We start from the raw sequence: 16,569 nt of genomic DNA on the forward strand, positions 1-16,569 counted from the left end.
GAACCATCCATCAACACCACTTTGGAGTGACCATGACCGCTGCCACCCTGACGGGCACCTGCCCCGAGTGCGAGACCGACCTGACCGTCCCCCCGATGGGCGAGGGCGAGACCCTGTCCTGCCCCGAATGCATGCTGACCCTCCGGGTCGAGGCCGTCGAGGACGGCCGCATGCACCTGCGCATGGTCGAAGTCGCGCTCCGCGACTGGGGCCAGTGAGCGGCGTGAGGGGACCTGCCGTGAACCTCCGCGTCGCCGTCGTGGCCGACCGCGTCAGTTGGGAAGAACGCCAACTGATCGCGGCCGCCCCCGACGCGAACCTCGAACTGACCTGGGTCAACGACGAGTCACTGTGTCTGGGGGCCGAGGGCGCGCCCGCGCTCGCCGCCTACGACGCCGTACTCGTCCGCAGCCGCAGCTACACCCGCGGGGGCCTCATCGCCACCGCTGCCGAAGCCGCGGGCGTCCGCGTCTGCAACGCCGCCAAAGCCATCCGCGCCTGCGAGAACAAACTCGAACTGCGCACCGAGATGCACCGGGCCGGCATCCCCGCCGCCGACCACCGGCTCGTCCTGTCCCGCCGCGACTTCGAACTCGCCCTCGGCCAGATCCCACCGCCGTTCGTGCTCAAACCGATTTACGGCGGCATGGGCAAACGCGTCACCCTCGTCCGCACCGCCGACACCGCCCAGTCCGTCTACGACTACGTCGAAGACCTCGGGCACGGCTTCGAGCAGGCCATGCTCGTGGAGCCGTTCCTCGACGGCGGCACCTCGATCCGGTGCTTCGTCGTCGGCCGCGAGATCGTCGCCGCCGCCGAGTTCGCCAGCGCGGGCGGGGACTGGCGCAGCAACGCCGCGCTGGGCAACCAGACGCGGGCGCTGCCGCGCGACCCCGCGCTCGCGAAGATCGTCGACGACGTGGTCGACGTGCTCGGCCCCGGCGTCTACGGCATCGACCTGTTCCGCTCGGGCGGCGACCTCATCGTCAACGAGGTCAACCACGCGCCCGCGTTCAGGGCGGTGGCCGAGTCGACCGGTGTGGACGTGCCGCGGGCGATCGTCAACCACCTGCGGGAGGAGCTGTCATGATCCGCGTGGGCATCGCGGGCGCCTCCGGCCTCGCGGGCGGCGAGCTGATCAGGCTCGTCACCCAGCACCCCGACCTGGAGCTGACGTTCCTGGGCGGGGCCTCGAACGCCGGAAAGCGGCCCTCCGAACTGCATCCGGGCCTGCGCATCGACCTCGACGGACTGGTCCTGGAGCCGGTCACGCCCGAGGTGGCCGACCGGGTCGACGTCATGTTCCTCGCGACTCCGGCACCGGTGTCGGCGGTGCTGGCGGCCGACCTGGCCGACACGGTGCCTTCGGTCATCGACCTCAGCGGGGCCTTCCGCATCCGCCGTCCCGAGCTGCACGACCGGTGGTATCCGGACGTGCATCGCGGCACGGAGCTCACCGACCGGTTCGTGTACGGCGTGCCGGAGCTGGTGGGCGATGCGATGCAGGGCGCTTCGCTCATCTCGCTGCCCGGCTGCTTCGCCACGGCGATGACGCTGGGACTCGCGCCGCTCGTCATGGGGCTCGGCCTCGAACTCGATCGCGTTGTGGTGGACGGCAAGAGCGGGTCCAGCGGCGGCGGTCTGAACCTGCGGGTGCCCGATCTGCACCCGTTCCGCAGCGGCGCGATCGCGCCGTACGCGCCGGCCGGGCACCGACACGCGGCCGAGGTGGGCGACTTCTTCGAGCGGGCCAAGCCGGGCGTGCTCGGACGGATCGCCATGTCGGCGTACGGCGTCGGGCACGTGCGCGGGCTCCTGGTGAGCGCGTACGCGTTCACCGAGGCGGAGGTGACCGAGCGGGAGCTGCAGCGGGCCTACCTGCGGTTCTACAAGGGACGACGGTTCGTGCGGGTGCGGCGGCATCGCGAGACGCTGCTGCCGATGCCGGACCCGCAGGCCGTGCTCGGCTCGAACTACTGCGACGTCACGGTGGTCCACGACGAGGAGGGCGGGCGGATCGTCGTCCTGGCCGCGCTCGACAACCTCGTCAAAGGCGCTGCGGGCCAAGCGGTGCAGGCACTGAACCACCGGTTCGGCCTGCCGGAGGAGACCGGGCTGACCATGCACCCGGTGATGCCGGCATGAGCGGGGCGGAGGCGACGGCGCTGGTCGTCAAAGTGGGCGGGTCCTGCTTGGAGGAGCTGCCGGACGCGTGGTGGGACGACCTGGCCGAGCACGGGCGCCGGCGGCCGCTGGTGCTGGTGCACGGCTGGTCGAAGCCGCTGCGGCGGTTCCACGCCCGCCACCGGGACCCGGCCGCGGTGCTGCGCGACCGCTACGGGAACCAGAGCCGCTGGACCACACCGGAGGTCATCGAGGACGTCAAGGCGGTGAGCCGCGGTATCGGGGACGGGATCTGCGACCGCTTGCGCGAGCGGGGCATCGCCGCGGACCGGATCCTCGGCAGCGACGGGCTGCTCCACGCCGGACCGGGCGAGCGCTGGTGGTGGCGCGAGAAGCAGCTCGTGGAGATGGCGAACCTGGTCGGTCCGGTAACCGGGGCCGACCCGACCCTCCTGAAGGACCTGCGACCCGGCATGGCGCGGCTGGTGACCCCGTTGGCCCGCAACAACGTCGGGCAGGAGGTGAACACGGACGCCGACCGGGCGGCCGCGGCCGCCGCCGCGGCGCTCGGCGCGGCCGAACTGGTGCTCGTCACCGACGTGGCCCACCTGCTCATCGACGGGCAACCGGTCGTCCAGATCGCCGCGCGGGCGGCGGCCTCGTTCCGCGACGCCGGCGCCACCGGCGGCATGCGCAAGAAGCTCAGAGCGGCCGGTGAGGCGCTGGAGGGCGGGGTGGGCCGGGTCGTCATCGGCACCGGCTCCGTCACCGACCTGCTCGCCGGGCGCACCGGCACCGTCATCAACCCTGATTGAGGAGGATCCCATGGGGCGACCCCGCGTGCTCGTCGTGAACAACGGCACCCTGTCCCTACCACAGCTCCGCGCCCGCTTCGAGACGCTGGGCGCCGAGGCCCATGCGGTCCCGGTGGCCGACGTACCATCCACAGTGAGCGGTCGATATGAGGCGATCGTGCTGAGCGGCACCAAGGTGCGAGCCTACGACACCGAGTTCTACCGGCCGCTCACCGACCTGGTGATGGGCGCCGACGTGCCGGTCCTCGGCATCTGCGGCGGCATGCAGCTCATCGCCGCCGCGGCCGGTGGCCGTCTGGCCGAGGGCCCGCAGCGCGTGGGCGGCCACAAGGCCCACGTCGACAAGGACGAACCGCTGTTCGCCCACGTCGAGTCCACTGTGACCGTGTTCCACCGTCACACGCTCTACCTCCAGGAAGCGCCGGAGGGCTTCCGGACCATCGGGCGCTCCGACCAGGCGCCCGTGGAGTTCCTCTCCTCCGACGACGGCCGGATCCTCGGCTCCCAGGCGCACCTGGAGTTCCGCCCCGACGGCCTGGAGATCCTCCGCGGCTTCGCCGACCGCTTCTGACCGCCCCAAACGAAAGGCAGCACCATGATCCACGACAGCAAGCCCGCGCTCACCGCGCACCTCAACGGCTCCGGCGGCGACATCGAAGGCTGGGTGGTCGTCGACTCGCTGGTCGACGGCCTGGCGATGGGCGGCACCCGCATGACCGCCGACGTCACCGAGGCCGAGGTCGCAGGCCTGGCGCGCGACATGACCCACAAGTTCGCGCTCGCCGGCCTGCGCATCGGCGGCGCGAAGGCCGGCATCGTCGCGAGCGGCGGCGACCGGGAGCAGGTCTTCCGCACTTTCGGGCGCACCGTAAAGCCTCTGTTGCACGGCGGCGTCCACCTCGGCATCGACATGGGCGTCACCCCGGCCGACCGGGCCGTCTTCTTCGAGGAGGCCGGCTACGACCCGCGGTACCGCCTCGGTGCGGCCGACATGCCGATGGACTGGCGCACCTACTACGAACCGCTCATCGACGCCACCGGCCACGGGGTCGGCACGGCCGTCGTCGCGGCCTTGGAGGCCGGCGGACGGTCCGGTCCTGCCCGCGTCGTCGTGCAGGGCTTCGGCGCGGTCGGCCGCGCCGTCGCCCGGTTCCTCGACGCGCGCGGGCACGTCGTCACCGGCATCGCCGACATCGACGGGACGCTCAGCGCGCCGAAGATCCCCGTGGACGACGTCGTCGCCGCCACCGACGAGTTCGGGCGCATCGACCGCTCGCGCCTGCCCGCGCACGTCAAGCGCATGGAGGGCCCGGAGGCCTGGCTCGACGTCGACGCCGACGTGCTGGTCCTCGCCGCGCAGCCGTACGCGCTCAACGCCGAGAACGCGCACCGGCTGCGGGTCCCACTGGTGGTCGAGGGCGCGAACCTCGCCTCCAGCGGCGAGGCCAAGGAGAAGGCCGCCGCCGCGGGCGTGGCCCTGGTGCCGGGGGTCATCGCGAACATCGGCGGCGCCGCCTCGGCGGCGCTCGCGGTCACGCGGGTCGTGCCGTTCGAACTGCCCGCCGCCCAGCGGAAGGCGTGGGTCTTCGACTGGGTGGCGAACAAGGTGCGGATCAACACGCAGTCGCTGCTGGCGATCGCGGCCGCCCAGCCGGCCGACGCCCTGTCGGAACTGCTCGACGTGCGGCTGAAGGAACTGCGATGACCGTCGCGACACCTATGTCCATTGAGGACACTTCTGTGCAGTACCGGCGGCGCGGGTGGTGGCGTGAGACCACGTTCCTCGACGACCTGCGCCGCCAGGCGATCGAGCGGCCCCGCAAGACCGCGATCGCCGGTCGTCGCCTCGACGGGGCCCGCACCGACCTCCTCGACTACGCAGATCTGGAACGGCTGGCCGACCGCTTCGCGGACGGGCTCATCGAACTGGGGGTGCGCCCCGGGGACGTGGTCGCCGCGCAATTGCCGAACCGCTGGGAGGCGGTCCCGCTCATGTTCGCCTGCATGGCGGTCGGCGCGATCCTCTGCCCGATCGCACCCGAATGCGAGGGCGAGGACCTGCGCCACCGCCTGGCCCTCACCGAGGCGCGGCTGTGCGTCACCGTCGCCGCATGGCGCGGGCGACCGCTCGCGGCTCAGATGTGCGCACTGCGGGACGAGCTGCCGCTGGAGCGGATCGTCGTCATCGACGGCCCGCTCCCGCAGGGCGGCATCGACTTCCACCGCCATTTCACTGGAAGGACCGGGGCGCGCACCGACCGGGACGCGACCGCGCTCGGCCCCGACGATCCGTTCGTGGTCCTGTTCACCTCCGGCACCACGGGCCTGCCGAAAGGGGTCGTGCACAGCCAGAACACGGTCTATGCGGGCATACGTGGCTACGCGGACGCGCTCATGCTCGACGACGGCCTGGTCGCGGCCGTGACGAACCCGCTCGTCCACTACTCCGGGTTCGCCCAGGGGATTCTCACCGGCGTCATGCTCGGCGGCACCGTCCTCTTCCAGGACGGCGCGGACCCCGCCGGGATGCTCGGCCTGATCGAACGCCACCGCGCGACGCTCCTCTACGGCCCGCCGCCGACCCACACGGCCATCGCCGCCGCGCAGCGCTCCACCCCGCACGACACGACCTCGCTGCGCCACAGCGTGGTCGGGGCGTCGCCCGTGGTACCCGAGCTCGAAGCGGAGCTGCGCACCACCTTCGGCACCCGCACCGCCTCGCTGTGGGGCATGTCCGAGTTCGGGCCGATCACCGTCAGCCGGCCCTGCTACGACCCCGACTGGGCCGCGCACAGCCACGGGCGGCCCATCGACGCCATGGAGCTGCGCATCGACGGCGACGCCGCGACCGGCCGGCTGCGGGTGCGCGGCGCGTCGAGGGCCTTGGGCTACTTCGGGAACCAGGACGCCTTCGACGCCCAGATCGACGGCGACGGCTGGTTCGACACCGGCGACGTGGCGCGAGTGGACGGTCGCGGCGGCATCCGCATCCTCGGCCGCGCCGGCGACGCGATCGTGCGCGACGGCGAGGTCGCCCCGGTGGCCGAACTGGAAGCGCTCGCCGCCCGGCACCCGCACGTGGCCGAGGCCGCGCTCGTCGGCGCGCCCGGCACCGCGTCGATCCTGCTCGCCGCCGTGCCGCGGGACGGAGTCGCGCCTGAGCTGGCATCGGTTCGCGCCCACCTGACCGAACGCGGCGCCGACCCGCGGTTCCTCCCCGACCGTCTGGAAGTCCTTGCGGCCCTGCCCAAAACGCTCACCGGCAAGGTCCGCAAGACCGCGCTCCGCAAGTGCTACCTCACCCTCCAGGAGACGCCGTGACCGCGCCCGTCGCGATGTCCGCGACCCTCGCCGCCGATGAGGCCCTGGAACGGCGGCGGCGAGGGGGCGAGCGGGTCCTGTCCCTCGCCAGCGGCGAGATCGGCCTGCCGGTGCCGCCGCTCCTCGAAACGGCACTCGCCGCGGCCGTCGGGCGCACCGCCTACGGCCCCGTCGCAGGCGACCCCGCGCTGAGAGACGCCGCGGCGGGCTACTGGCACCGCCGCGGCGTCCCGGCCGACCCCGACCTCGTCGTGTGCGGTCCCGGCAGCAAGCCACTGCTGTTCGCCGCCATGCTCGCGATCGGCGGCGACGTGGTCGTGCCGGTGCCCAGCTGGGTCAGCTACGTGCAGCAGGCGAGGCTCGCCGGGGCCGAAGCCGTCGGCGTGCCGATCATCCCGGGCCAGGGCGGCGTGCCCGACCCGGAGCGGCTGGCCGAGGCGGTGGCCCGCGCGCGGGCCTCGGGCCGGGACCCCCGGTCGGTAGTGGTCACCGTGCCGGACAACCCGACCGGAACCGTCGCGACGCCCGCGACGATGCGCCGCCTCACCGAAGCGGCCCGGGACCTCGACCTGGTCGTCATCGCCGACGAGATCTACCGCGACCTCGTCTTCGACCCGGCCCTCCGGCCGCCCTCCCCCGCCGATTCCGCCCCCGAGCGGACCATCGTCACCACCGGCCTCACCAAGCACCTCGCGCTCGGCGGCTGGCGGCTGGGCGTGGCGCGCCTGCCCGACGAACGGCTGCGCGAGCGGTTCACCGCCATCGCCAGCCAGATCTGGTCCACCACCGCCGCCCCGGTCCAGGCCGCCGCGGCGCTGGCCCTCCGGGAGCCGCCGATCATCGGCGCGCACGTGGCGGCCGCTGTGCGCCTCCACGGCACGACGGCGCGCGCGGTGGCCGAGCGCATCGCGACGACCGGCGCGGCGCTCGCTCCCGTCACCGCCACCTGCTATCTCTACCCCGACTTCTCGCCCCTGCGCGACCGGCTGCGGCGCAAGGGCATCGAGAACGGGCAGGGGATCGCCGACTTCCTCGCCGAGCGGCACGGCGTGGCCGTCCTGCCCGGCGAGGCCTTCGGCGAACCCGGATCGTCCCTGCGGATCAGGACCGCCACCGGCCGCCTCTACGGGGCGACCCACGCCGAACGCGCCGCCGCGCTCGACTCGGACGATCCGCTGCAGCTGCCCTGGATCGCCCGGTCCCTCGACCACCTTGAACGGGCACTCGCCGACCTCACCCGCTGAACCGTCCACCCAGAAGGAGCAAATCATGTCCATTGTGTTCGAATGTGAGTACCGGGGCCGCCGGTACGCCGGCCTGGGGATCCCCCGGCCCGGGCAACCCCTGACGCTGCACCCGGTCGCGGAGGGGCGGCTGCGCGCCGAGCTCGTCACGAACGGCTCCGCGGCCCTCGCCGATGCCGTCGCGGCCGTGGACACCGTGATCGAAGTCCCGGCCGACGACCCCGAGCTGCGATTCCTGCCGCCGCTGCTGCCGCAGGGCCCCGACGGGTCGATCGTCAACGGCTTCATGGGCACCCACCGGTCCAAATTCGACAACGACCCGGCCCCCGACGAGCCGTTCGTGCCGCCGAACTACTACATGAAGGGCTCCGGCTCCTGGCTGCGCATGCCGGGCGAGCCGATCACCGCCCCGGCCGACCCGGGCTGGATGATCGAGGAGCCCGAGGTGGTGCTGGTGTACGTCGGCGACGACGCGGGCGCCCCGCACTACGCCGGCTACACGTTCGGGAACGACTTCAACGACATCGGCGTCCACCTGGAGAAGCCCTGGGCGTGGACCCCGTACGCGAAGCTCGCCGAGACCTCGATCAGCCCGTGGCTGTTCCTGGAGCCGCCTCCGACGACCGCCAAGGGCACCGTCGTCATCGAGCGCGACGGCGCGAAGGCCTGGGAGGGCCCGTTCTCGTGCGGTGCGGACTCGCTGTTCCACAAGGTCGAGTCGATGGCCGACCACGTCTTCTCGTTCCCGATGCTGCGCCGGCCCGGCCTGGTGAACTACCTGATGCTCGGGGCCGACAAGGCCACCTACCACGACGGCTTCCGCATGGAGGACGGCGACCGGATCGTCATCGACGTGGCGACCCACGGGGTCGAGCTGGCCAACCCGGTCCGGTTCGGTCAGGCCTCCTGAGGCTCCGGCGCCCTCGCCCGCCGGACCGTGTCGATGTACCGGGAGATGGCGTCGCGGCTGCGCGTCAGGGTCTCGATCCGGTCCGACATGCTGTCGCGCTCGTGCTCCAGGATGCCGAGCGTCTCCGGGGTCGCCCCCAGGATGTGGATGATCCCGGGCTGCTTCAGGCACGGGAGGACCTGCTTGATGACCCGCGTCGGCATCCCGGCGTCGAGCAGGCCCCGGATCTGGAGCGCCCGGTCCACGCTCTGCTCGTCGTACTCCCGATAGCCGTTCGGGGAACGGTCGGGGATGAGCATCCCGGTCTCCTCGTAATACCGCAGCATCCGGCGGGGAATGCCGGTCCGCTCCGACAGCGATCCGATTCGCATATGACGCACCTCACTCGACCACGACTTGACCCTCACATCAATGTGACGGTTGGAAGGTATTAGACATGACGACAACGCACACCGATCGTATTCCCGATCCGGCGAAGTCACCAGAACGGGACCGACTGCCGCTCTTGCCGTTGCTGGCCCTCACCACCGCCGCGTTCATGGGAATCCTCACCGAGGCGCTGCCGGCCGGAGTCCTCCCCGAGATGGCCGCGAGCCTCTCGGTGAGCGAGTCGGCGGCCGGGCAGACCCTCACCATCTACGCCATCGCCACCGGCCTCTCGGCCATCCCGGTGGTGGCGGGGACGGCGTCCTGGCCCCGGCGGCGACTGCTGCTCACCGCCATCCTGACGTTCGCGGTCGCCAACGTCGTCACCGCGGTCTCAGACTCCTATCTGCTGACCATGACCTTCCGGCTCTTCGCCGGCGTGGCGGCGGCGGTGGTGTGGGCCGGGCTCGTCGGCTACGCACGCAGGCTCGCCCCGCCGCGCCTCCAAGGGCGGGCGATCGCCATGACCATGGCAGGCGTGCCGCTGGCACTGTCGCTCGGCATCCCCTTGGGCACCTTCCTCGGCGAGATCTTCGGCTGGCGACTCACGTTCGGCCTGGTCGCACTGATCTCGGCGCTCCTCATGATCTGGGTCCGAGCCTCGGTGCCGGAGTTCCCGGGCCAGCCGCGGGGCGAGAAGGGCGAGCCGATCCTCGGGGCGCTCAAGCTCCCCGGCGTCGTCGCGGTGCTGTTCACCGTGGCCGCGTACGTGCTGGCCCACAACATCCTTTACACCTACATCGCCACGTTTCTCGACGCGAACGGCATGGACGCCCAACGGGACCTGGTGCTGCTGGTCTTCGGCATCGCCTCGGTGGTGAGCATCTTCGTGACCGGGGCGCTGGTGGACCAGCGACTGCGGCTCCTCACGATCCTCAGCTCGGGCCTGTTCCTGGTCGCGGCCGGGATGCTCACGGTGCTCGCCGGAGACCCGTTCATGCTGTACCTCGCGATCGTCCTATGGGGCCTGGGCTGGGGCGGCGTGACCACGCTGCTGCAGACGGCGGTCACGGACGCGGGCGGCGACCGCGGGCAGGCGCTCCTGGTGACCACCTGGAACTCGTTCATGGCCGGCGGCGGCGCCGTCGGCGGCCTCATGCTGAGCATGTTCGGCCCCGAGTCGTTCCCCTGGGGGGTGGTCCTGCTCATGGTCCCGGTGGTGCTGGTCGTGATCGGCGCCCGTGCGCACGCCTTCCCGGCCAAGCGTCCCGGCATCGAGGGCCCCGCCTAGCGGCCCGGTGCGGTCCCCGGATCGGCGTCGCGATTGCGACGCCGGTCCGGGATCATTGCGTGTGTTCAACCAGTTCATGATCGTTAGTCGCAAATATGAGAAATATCACAGCATGTGCATCCTAGTTATCTTCATCCTATTGCGAACCGTGGTCACGTTTATAATTCTCTCGGTGACCGAGAGCGACGATGATGGTCTATCATGGACTGAGTCAGCTCTCCAGTGTCAGAACCCTTTGCACCGCAACGTAATCGCGACAACTCCACACTCACATCGGCTCTGCCCTTCCCCCTGTGGCCCGCAAGCTCCCCGCCAACGACGACGGGGTCCATTCGGGCCGTTCGCTCCAACCCCCGCAGTAAGGGAGCTTCACAGTGCTTGTATTCGTGGTCGAAGACCCAGCGGAGGCCGGTTCCAGCGTGCTGGACCTGCGCCGTATGGGATACACAGTGGACATCGTGAACACCGGATCCGAAGCGCTGCTCCTCCACGGGCGCGCGGACCTGGTGCTGCTGGACCTCGAACTCCCGGACATAGACGGGCTCGAGGTCTGCCGTGAGATCAGGGCCGCCAGCGCCACCCCGATCATCGCCCTTTCCAACCGCGACACCGAACTCGACCGGGTCCTGGCGCTCCAGTCGGGTGCGGACGACTGCATCGGCAAGTCGATCGGCCGACGGGAGTTCGTCGCCCGCATCGAGGCGGTGCTGCGGCGGTCAGCCCCCAAGCCCGCCGATCATCAGGTGATCGTCCTGCCGCCCTTGTACATCGATTCAAGTTCGCGAACTGTGCTCCTTGACGGCGAGGCGGTCCCGATCACGGCCAAGGAGTTCGACCTGCTCCATCTGCTCGCTACGCAACCCGACAGCGTGGTGACGCGCAAGGAGCTCATGGCGAAGGTCTGGGAAACCAACTGGCCGGTCTCCAGCCGGACGATCGACACCCATGTGCGCAGCCTCAGGCGCAAACTCGGGTCGAACGAGTGGATCCTGACGGTGCGCGGCGTCGGGTACCGTATGGGACGCTATCGATCGAACCTGGCAACCTCACCGGCGTCCTGAGCGAAGGCGAGCCGGGGGTGGGCCCGGCAACGCCATGTCGAGAAGAGCCTCTCCGCGGGTCAGGCCCATTCGAGTCAGTGCATGTCGACGGTATTGCGCTGAGAGGTTGGGGAACACGGGCGGCGAGCGGGTGGCCTTCGAACCGCGCTCGATCACCCAGCGGTGGCGGCCGAGCCGGGCCGGGGACTCGATGCCATGCGCGATCTGACCACTGATGCGCCTGACACGCTGGAGTGCGGTCGCGACCGTCGCCGCCGCCACAATGAGCTGTTCAAAGTCGCACCCGCTCCTGGATTCCGCCCGTTCGGAGCCGGACCTCATCGCTCTAGGCGATGAGGTCGTTGCCGTTCCAGCCGCTGTCAAGGGCGACGGCCGGGCGGAAGGACACCGCGCCGGTGCCCCGGTAAAGCAGCAGCACCCCGTCGGACTTGCGGCGTGAGATGAAGTCGATGTGGTTGTCGAGGTTCATGTCTCCGACCGCGGCGAGCGCGTCCATCCCCTCCCAGCCGCAGCCGACCTTCACCGGGTTCTTCACCCCGCCTGTGCCCTTGCCGCTGAAGAAGTACAGGCAGCCGTCGGAGCGGTGGATGGCGAGGATGTCGGGGTGTCCGTTGTGGTCGAGGTCGCCGACGGCCGTGATCTCCCTCAGCGTGTTCCAACCCGATCCGATCTTCACGCGCGGGCGCAGGGCGCCGTTCCCGTCGCCCGGGTAGAGCCACAGGTCCCCGGTGGACTTCTCGCGGGCGACGACGTCGACCTTGCCGTCGACGTTGAAGTCTTGTCCGGAGACGATGGCGCTCATCGAGTTCCAGCCGGTACCGATCTGCACACGGGTGCCGAGGCCGCCGACGCCGACGCCGGGGTAGAGGTACAGCGCGCCCGAGGCGCTGGTTCGGGTGATGAGGTCAGAGAAGCCGTCGCCGTTGAAGTCACCGGCTGTCTCCATCAGGTTCATGTCGGAGAAGTCCCCCCGCGAGGCACCGCGGCCCCAGGTGCCCATGCCGTCGCCCTCGAAGATCCGCACCTCCCCGGTGACGGCATTGCGCGCGACGACGTCGGCGAAACTGTCGGCATCGAAGTCGTACGTGCGGTCGGTGACGGTGGAAGGCAGGCGGTTCACCCCGCCCCAGGTGGCGGCGACGACCTCGGGCGCGTGCAGTGCCGAGCCGTTTTCGTTGAAGGAGTTGAGCACCAGCTCGTTGGTGCGCGAATCGATTCCGGCCAGGTCGACGACACTGTCGCCGTCGACGTCGCCGACGCCGGAGACCTGGCGGTACCGGTCCTCGGCTGCATCCGGCCAGAACCGCAGCCACGCCTCGGGATCGTCCTGGAAGAAATCCGTGCCCGTGCTGTAAACGCCGTACAAGCCGTATTGCCCGTCCAGGGCCGTCACATCGACCCAGCCGCCCTGCGGGTCGAGGATACCGAGGGTGGTCAGCGTATTGACGGTGCTCCAGCCTCTATGGGTATCGTCGAACAGGTCGCGGGCGGCGAACCTCCCGTTCCCGAGCCCCCGGTAGAGGTAGAGCTTCCCGTCGGCCCTGCCGACGGCGTAGATGTCGATCCTGCCGTCGTAGTTGAAGTCGCTCCCCGAGGTGAAGAGGCTGATGCTGTTCCAGCCCGAGCCTACGGTGATGCGGGGGCTGAAGTCGCCTCCGCCGTCGCCAGGGTACGTGTAGAGGTATCCGGTCCGGTTGTCGCGACCGAGCAGATCGGAGTTCCCGTCACCGGTGAGGTCGCCGGCCATGACGATGTCCATCCTGCCCCAGTCCGCACCGCGCGAGATGCCCCTCTGGTAGGTGCCGTCGCCCCTGCCCGCGTAGAACAGCAGGTTCCCGTCGGACTTGCGCACGGCCAGCAGGTCCTGGTGGCCGTCGTTGTCGTAGTCGAAGGACGCGAGGCACTGCCGCCACGACGGGCAGTCGTCGATCTGGGCTTGCGCGGCGGGAACGGACAGGAGCGCCGCGGTCAAGGCGGCGGCGATCCACACGGCCGAGCGCCTGACAGGACGCAAGCAGAACTGTTTGCGGGAGGCGTCGTTCATACGAAGGTTCCGCGAATATCCGGCAGGGAGGAAAGGTCTGCGTCGGCACCACCATTGGCGACATGCGCAGACAGTGAAGTCGGTTGCATACGATCCACTATCTCCCAGGGCGGAACGATCGAGCGGATTTCCGGCGCCGGTTCTGTCCAGAATTCCGTGCGCGCTCATCGCCGCCTTCAACGCCGGCACCAGCCAGCAACACCTCGCCACCGAATACGGCATCAGCATCCGAAGCGTCAAACGCCTCGGCGAGCGCGAAGAATCTCATTCGCCTCGCGTCGAGGTAGGTGGATCGGTGTTCTCACTTACGGTGACCTGTAACGCAGTTTTGAAGCGCAGTGAGTGGCGGGTATGGGATCGATCCATACCACCTCGTGGTGCGTTCAATTGGCTGGTACCGGGGCTCGAGGAATCTGCGCCCCTAATCACCCGCGACCGCGACCACCGGTCGGGCGTGGCTGCCGGCACCCCTCCCCTCCTCAGTCCGAGTCCGGCCATGGGTCAGCTCGCTTTGCAGCACGAGGGCCGCGGCGCCGATCGCTGCTGCGTCGGGGCCGTTGACCGACGGCATCACCCGCACCGGGTGTGTCCGCCAGGTGACGGTGCGGCGGTCCACTTCCTCCTGGATCACGGTCTGGTAGATAGAACCCGCCACCGCGAAGCTCGGACCGGCCAGGACGATCGCGTCCACATCGAAGAGGATGGTCATGGTGACGGCGGCGGCACCGAGGTAGCGGGCCGATCGCTCGATGAGGTCACGGGCGGCCGGATCGCCGGCGTTGGCTGCAGCCGCGATCCTCGCGAACTCGGAGAGGAAGTCGGCGGTGTCGGGGTCGGGCACCAGTCGATCGGCCAGCGCGGGCGTGGCCGCGGCCTGCCGGACCAGGGCTGACGGGCCGGCGTAGTTCTCCAGGCAGCCGACGTTGCCGCACGGGCACTGGTCGCCGTTGACGTCGATCGACATATGGCCGAGTTCTACGCTGTTGGAGGAGCTGCCTCGGTATACCTCGCCGGCGACCACGATCCCGCCGCCGATCCCGCTGGCCATGTAGATGCAGCCGTAGGTGCTTCGTCGGTCGACCGCGCCCATCCAGTATTCGCCGATCGCGGCGGCCGCGGCGTCGTTGTCGAGCAGCACGGGCAGGCCGAGGCTCTGCGCGAGTCGCTCCGCGACCGGGTATTCGAGCCATGGCTCGGAGGGCTGCGGGCTCAACAGCACCCCCGCGCGGCGGTCCTGCGGGCCGTAGCTGACCAGCCCGACCCCCAGCACCCGGTCGCGGTCGACGGCAGCCGTGGCCAGCAGGGCGTCCACCTGCGAGGCGATCATCGGCAGTGCCTGGTCCGGCGGCATCGACGCCACACCCTGGAACGAAGTTCGGGCCACCGGCCGGCCGGCCAAGTCGACGATGACGATGACGCAGGCGTTGCGCTCCATCTGGACTCCGACGCTGTAGCGGGCCCGGGGGTCGAGCTGCACCAGCGTGCGCGGCTTGCCGCCGGTCGGCGCACCTCGGCCGGCCTCGACGACCAATCCGCCGTCGATGAGCTCCCGCACGAGCTCGGAAATCGTGGCGCCGGTAAGACCCGTCGCCGCCGCGAGCTCCACCCGGCTGATCGTGCGGGCCGCACGGATGGCGTCCAGGATCAGACCCCTGGTCCTCGATCTGTTCGTCCACGTCGGGCTGAGCGCCACGTGTGCCTCCTTCGCTGTACTTCGCCAGGCCGCCTTACTTACCCGGCTGCCTGCCTTTTCGCCCGTTTCGCCCGATCGGCTGCACGATAATCCAAGCATAGATCTATATAAATGCTTGACTTTATTCGGGTGCCTAACTAAGGTGAAAACGGAAGCGCTCCCATACACCCTCACGAGAATCAAGGAGCTTAGATGCGACATCGTCAGACACTGTTGGTCGCCGGCGCCGTCGGCGCACTGGTACTGGGTGGCTTGGCAACGGCGACCCTTCCCGCCTCGGCGGCCACCTCGGGCTGCGCGGTCACCTATACCGTGCAGAGCGAGTGGCCGGGCGGGTTCCGCGCCAACTTGGACGTCACCAACCTCGGCGACGCGATGTCCGACTGGACATTGACCTTCGACTTCCCGAACACCGGCCAGCAGGTCACCCAGGGCTGGAGCGCCGACTGGACCCAATCCGGCGCCAGCGTCTCCGCCGCCAGCATGAGCTGGAACGGGTCACTGGACACCGACGCCTCCACCTCGATCGGGTTCGTCGGTACTTGGCTCGACGCCAACCCCGAACCGGCGTCCTTCGCGCTCAACGGCACGCCCTGCACCGGCTCGACGACACCTACCGGGGGCCCGACCACCACCCCCAGCGAGGACCCGACCACCTCCCCGCCGGACGGTCCGGCGCCGCAGCTCAACGTCTCCGGCAACCAGATCGTCACCGAGGACGGCGAGCCGTACCGGCTGCTGGGTGTGTCCCGGTCCTCCGCTGAGTTCGCGTGCGTGCAGGGCAAGGGCCTGTTCGACTCCGGCCCGGTCGACCAGGCGTCCGTCGACGCCATGAAGGCCTGGAACATCCACGCCGTGCGCCTCCCGCTCAACGAGGAGTGCTGGCTCGGCCTCAACGGCTCACCCAGCGGCGCCGCCTACCAGGAAGGCATCAAGGACTACGTCGATCTCCTGGTCGCCAACGGCCTCAACGTCATCCTCGACCTGCACTGGACCTGGGGCGCCTACACCACAGGACCGGGCTGGCATTGCACCGATGTGCACGCCACCTGCCAGAAGCCGATGCCCGACGCGCAGTACGCCCCGCAGTTCTGGGCCGGCGTCGCCGACACCTTCAAGGGCAACGACGCCGTCGTCTTCGACCTGTTCAACGAACCGTACCCGGACATGGCCAGCGACTGGGACAAGACGTTGGGCTGGCAGTGCCTGCGCGACGGCGGCACCTGCGCCGGCATCGGCTACGAGGTGGCCGGTATGCAGGACCTCGTCGACGCGGTCCGCGACACCGGTGCCACGAACATCCTCATGGTCAGCGGGCTTGAGTGGACCAACGACATGCGGGAGTGGCTGGCCTACATGCCGAATGACCCGCTGAACAACATCGCCGCGTCCTGGCATTCGTACAGCTTCAACCGGTGCGTGACCGAGTCCTGTTGGGACGGTGAGATTGCCCCGCTGATGCAGGAGGTGCCGGTCGTGCTCGGCGAGTTCGGCCAGGACGACTGCGGGTTCGACTACATGCAGGGGCTGGTGGACTGGGCCGACGCGAATGGTATGGGCTACCTGGCGTGGACCTGGAACCCGTGGGGCTGCACCAGCGGCGCCGTCCTCATCAAGGACTGGGCCGGCACTCCGGAGCCCGGTGTCGGCGAAGGCTACCGGAGCCACCTGCTCACCCAGAGCCCCTACCTGTGACCCGA

At 70.0% G+C, this 16,569-nt stretch carries 15 protein-coding genes; 12 read left to right on the forward strand and 3 right to left on the reverse strand.

Annotated features, from left to right (window positions below; all coding sequences use genetic code 11):
- Positions 1–32 precede the first annotated feature (32 nt).
- Genes JHY01_RS05990 through JHY01_RS06030 form a run of 9 tightly spaced genes read left to right on the forward strand, consistent with a single transcriptional unit; the run spans position 33 to position 8,414 of the window.
- Positions 33–218 carry a hypothetical protein gene (locus JHY01_RS05990; RefSeq protein ID WP_205324704.1) on the forward strand — a complete coding sequence of 62 codons (186 nt, stop codon included), beginning with the start codon at positions 33–35 and terminating at the stop codon, positions 216–218.
- 20 nt (positions 219–238) lie between these two features.
- Positions 239–1,090, forward strand: a complete 852-nt coding sequence (locus JHY01_RS05995) for a RimK family alpha-L-glutamate ligase (RefSeq protein ID WP_205324705.1) — start codon at positions 239–241, stop codon at positions 1,088–1,090.
- On the forward strand, positions 1,087–2,145 hold the full coding sequence (argC, locus tag JHY01_RS06000; protein WP_205324706.1) for an N-acetyl-gamma-glutamyl-phosphate reductase: 1,059 nt from the start codon (positions 1,087–1,089) through the stop codon (positions 2,143–2,145). The genes JHY01_RS05995 and argC overlap by 4 nt, the downstream gene beginning before the upstream one ends.
- Positions 2,142–2,939 carry a hypothetical protein gene (locus JHY01_RS06005; protein ID WP_205324707.1) on the forward strand — a complete coding sequence of 266 codons (798 nt, stop codon included), beginning with the start codon at positions 2,142–2,144 and terminating at the stop codon, positions 2,937–2,939. The genes argC and JHY01_RS06005 overlap by 4 nt, the downstream gene beginning before the upstream one ends.
- 10 nt (positions 2,940–2,949) lie before the next feature.
- Complete coding sequence (locus JHY01_RS06010; protein ID WP_205324708.1) at positions 2,950–3,510, forward strand: type 1 glutamine amidotransferase; 561 nt, start codon at positions 2,950–2,952, stop codon at positions 3,508–3,510.
- Between the two features lie 24 nt (positions 3,511–3,534).
- Positions 3,535–4,644: a Glu/Leu/Phe/Val dehydrogenase gene (locus tag JHY01_RS06015; protein WP_205324709.1), complete on the forward strand. Its 1,110-nt coding sequence runs from the start codon at positions 3,535–3,537 to the stop codon at positions 4,642–4,644.
- Positions 4,641–6,260, forward strand: a complete 1,620-nt coding sequence (locus JHY01_RS06020) for an AMP-binding protein (protein WP_205324710.1) — start codon at positions 4,641–4,643, stop codon at positions 6,258–6,260. The genes JHY01_RS06015 and JHY01_RS06020 overlap by 4 nt, the downstream gene beginning before the upstream one ends.
- Before the next feature lie 14 nt (positions 6,261–6,274).
- Positions 6,275–7,504 (forward strand): pyridoxal phosphate-dependent aminotransferase, encoded by a 1,230-nt coding sequence (locus tag JHY01_RS06025; RefSeq protein WP_205324888.1) that lies wholly within the window; start codon positions 6,275–6,277, stop codon positions 7,502–7,504.
- Positions 7,505–7,529: 25 nt separating this feature from the next.
- Positions 7,530–8,414, forward strand: coding sequence for a hypothetical protein (locus JHY01_RS06030; RefSeq protein ID WP_205324711.1), 885 nt, complete (start codon positions 7,530–7,532; stop codon positions 8,412–8,414).
- Here JHY01_RS06030 and JHY01_RS06035 read toward each other — a convergent pair.
- Positions 8,402–8,785: a MerR family transcriptional regulator gene (locus JHY01_RS06035; protein ID WP_205324712.1), complete on the reverse strand. Its 384-nt coding sequence runs from the start codon at positions 8,783–8,785 to the stop codon at positions 8,402–8,404. The genes JHY01_RS06030 and JHY01_RS06035 overlap by 13 nt on opposite strands.
- Positions 8,786–8,850: 65 nt before the next feature.
- Between JHY01_RS06035 and JHY01_RS06040 the strand changes: the two genes are divergently transcribed.
- Together JHY01_RS06040 and JHY01_RS27615 are read left to right on the forward strand one after the other, a co-directional pair.
- Positions 8,851–10,071, forward strand: coding sequence for an MFS transporter (locus JHY01_RS06040; RefSeq protein WP_205324713.1), 1,221 nt, complete (start codon positions 8,851–8,853; stop codon positions 10,069–10,071).
- Between the two features lie 386 nt (positions 10,072–10,457).
- The gene (locus JHY01_RS27615) at positions 10,458–11,132 is read left to right on the forward strand and encodes a response regulator transcription factor (RefSeq protein WP_205324714.1); all 675 of its coding nucleotides are present in this window, start codon (positions 10,458–10,460) and stop codon (positions 11,130–11,132) included.
- Between the two features lie 325 nt (positions 11,133–11,457).
- Here the strand turns inward: JHY01_RS27615 and JHY01_RS06050 are convergent, their stop codons facing one another.
- Both JHY01_RS06050 and JHY01_RS06055 read right to left on the reverse strand, forming a co-directional pair.
- A complete protein-coding gene (locus tag JHY01_RS06050; protein ID WP_205324715.1) occupies positions 11,458–13,176 on the reverse strand; it encodes a VCBS repeat-containing protein in 1,719 nt (572 codons plus the stop codon).
- 421 nt (positions 13,177–13,597) lie between these two features.
- Positions 13,598–14,869, reverse strand: coding sequence for an ROK family transcriptional regulator (locus JHY01_RS06055; RefSeq protein ID WP_205324716.1), 1,272 nt, complete (start codon positions 14,867–14,869; stop codon positions 13,598–13,600).
- A gap of 192 nt (positions 14,870–15,061) precedes the next feature.
- Here JHY01_RS06055 and JHY01_RS06060 point away from each other — a divergent pair, with 192 nt between their 5' ends.
- Entirely contained in the window at positions 15,062–16,564 is a 1,503-nt protein-coding gene (locus JHY01_RS06060) for a cellulase family glycosylhydrolase (RefSeq protein ID WP_205324717.1), read from the forward strand.
- Positions 16,565–16,569: the final 5 nt, after the last annotated feature.

Source organism: Glycomyces sp. YM15, assembly GCF_016918015.1.
In the GTDB taxonomy this organism is placed as follows: Bacteria; Actinomycetota; Actinomycetes; order Mycobacteriales; family Micromonosporaceae; genus Glycomyces.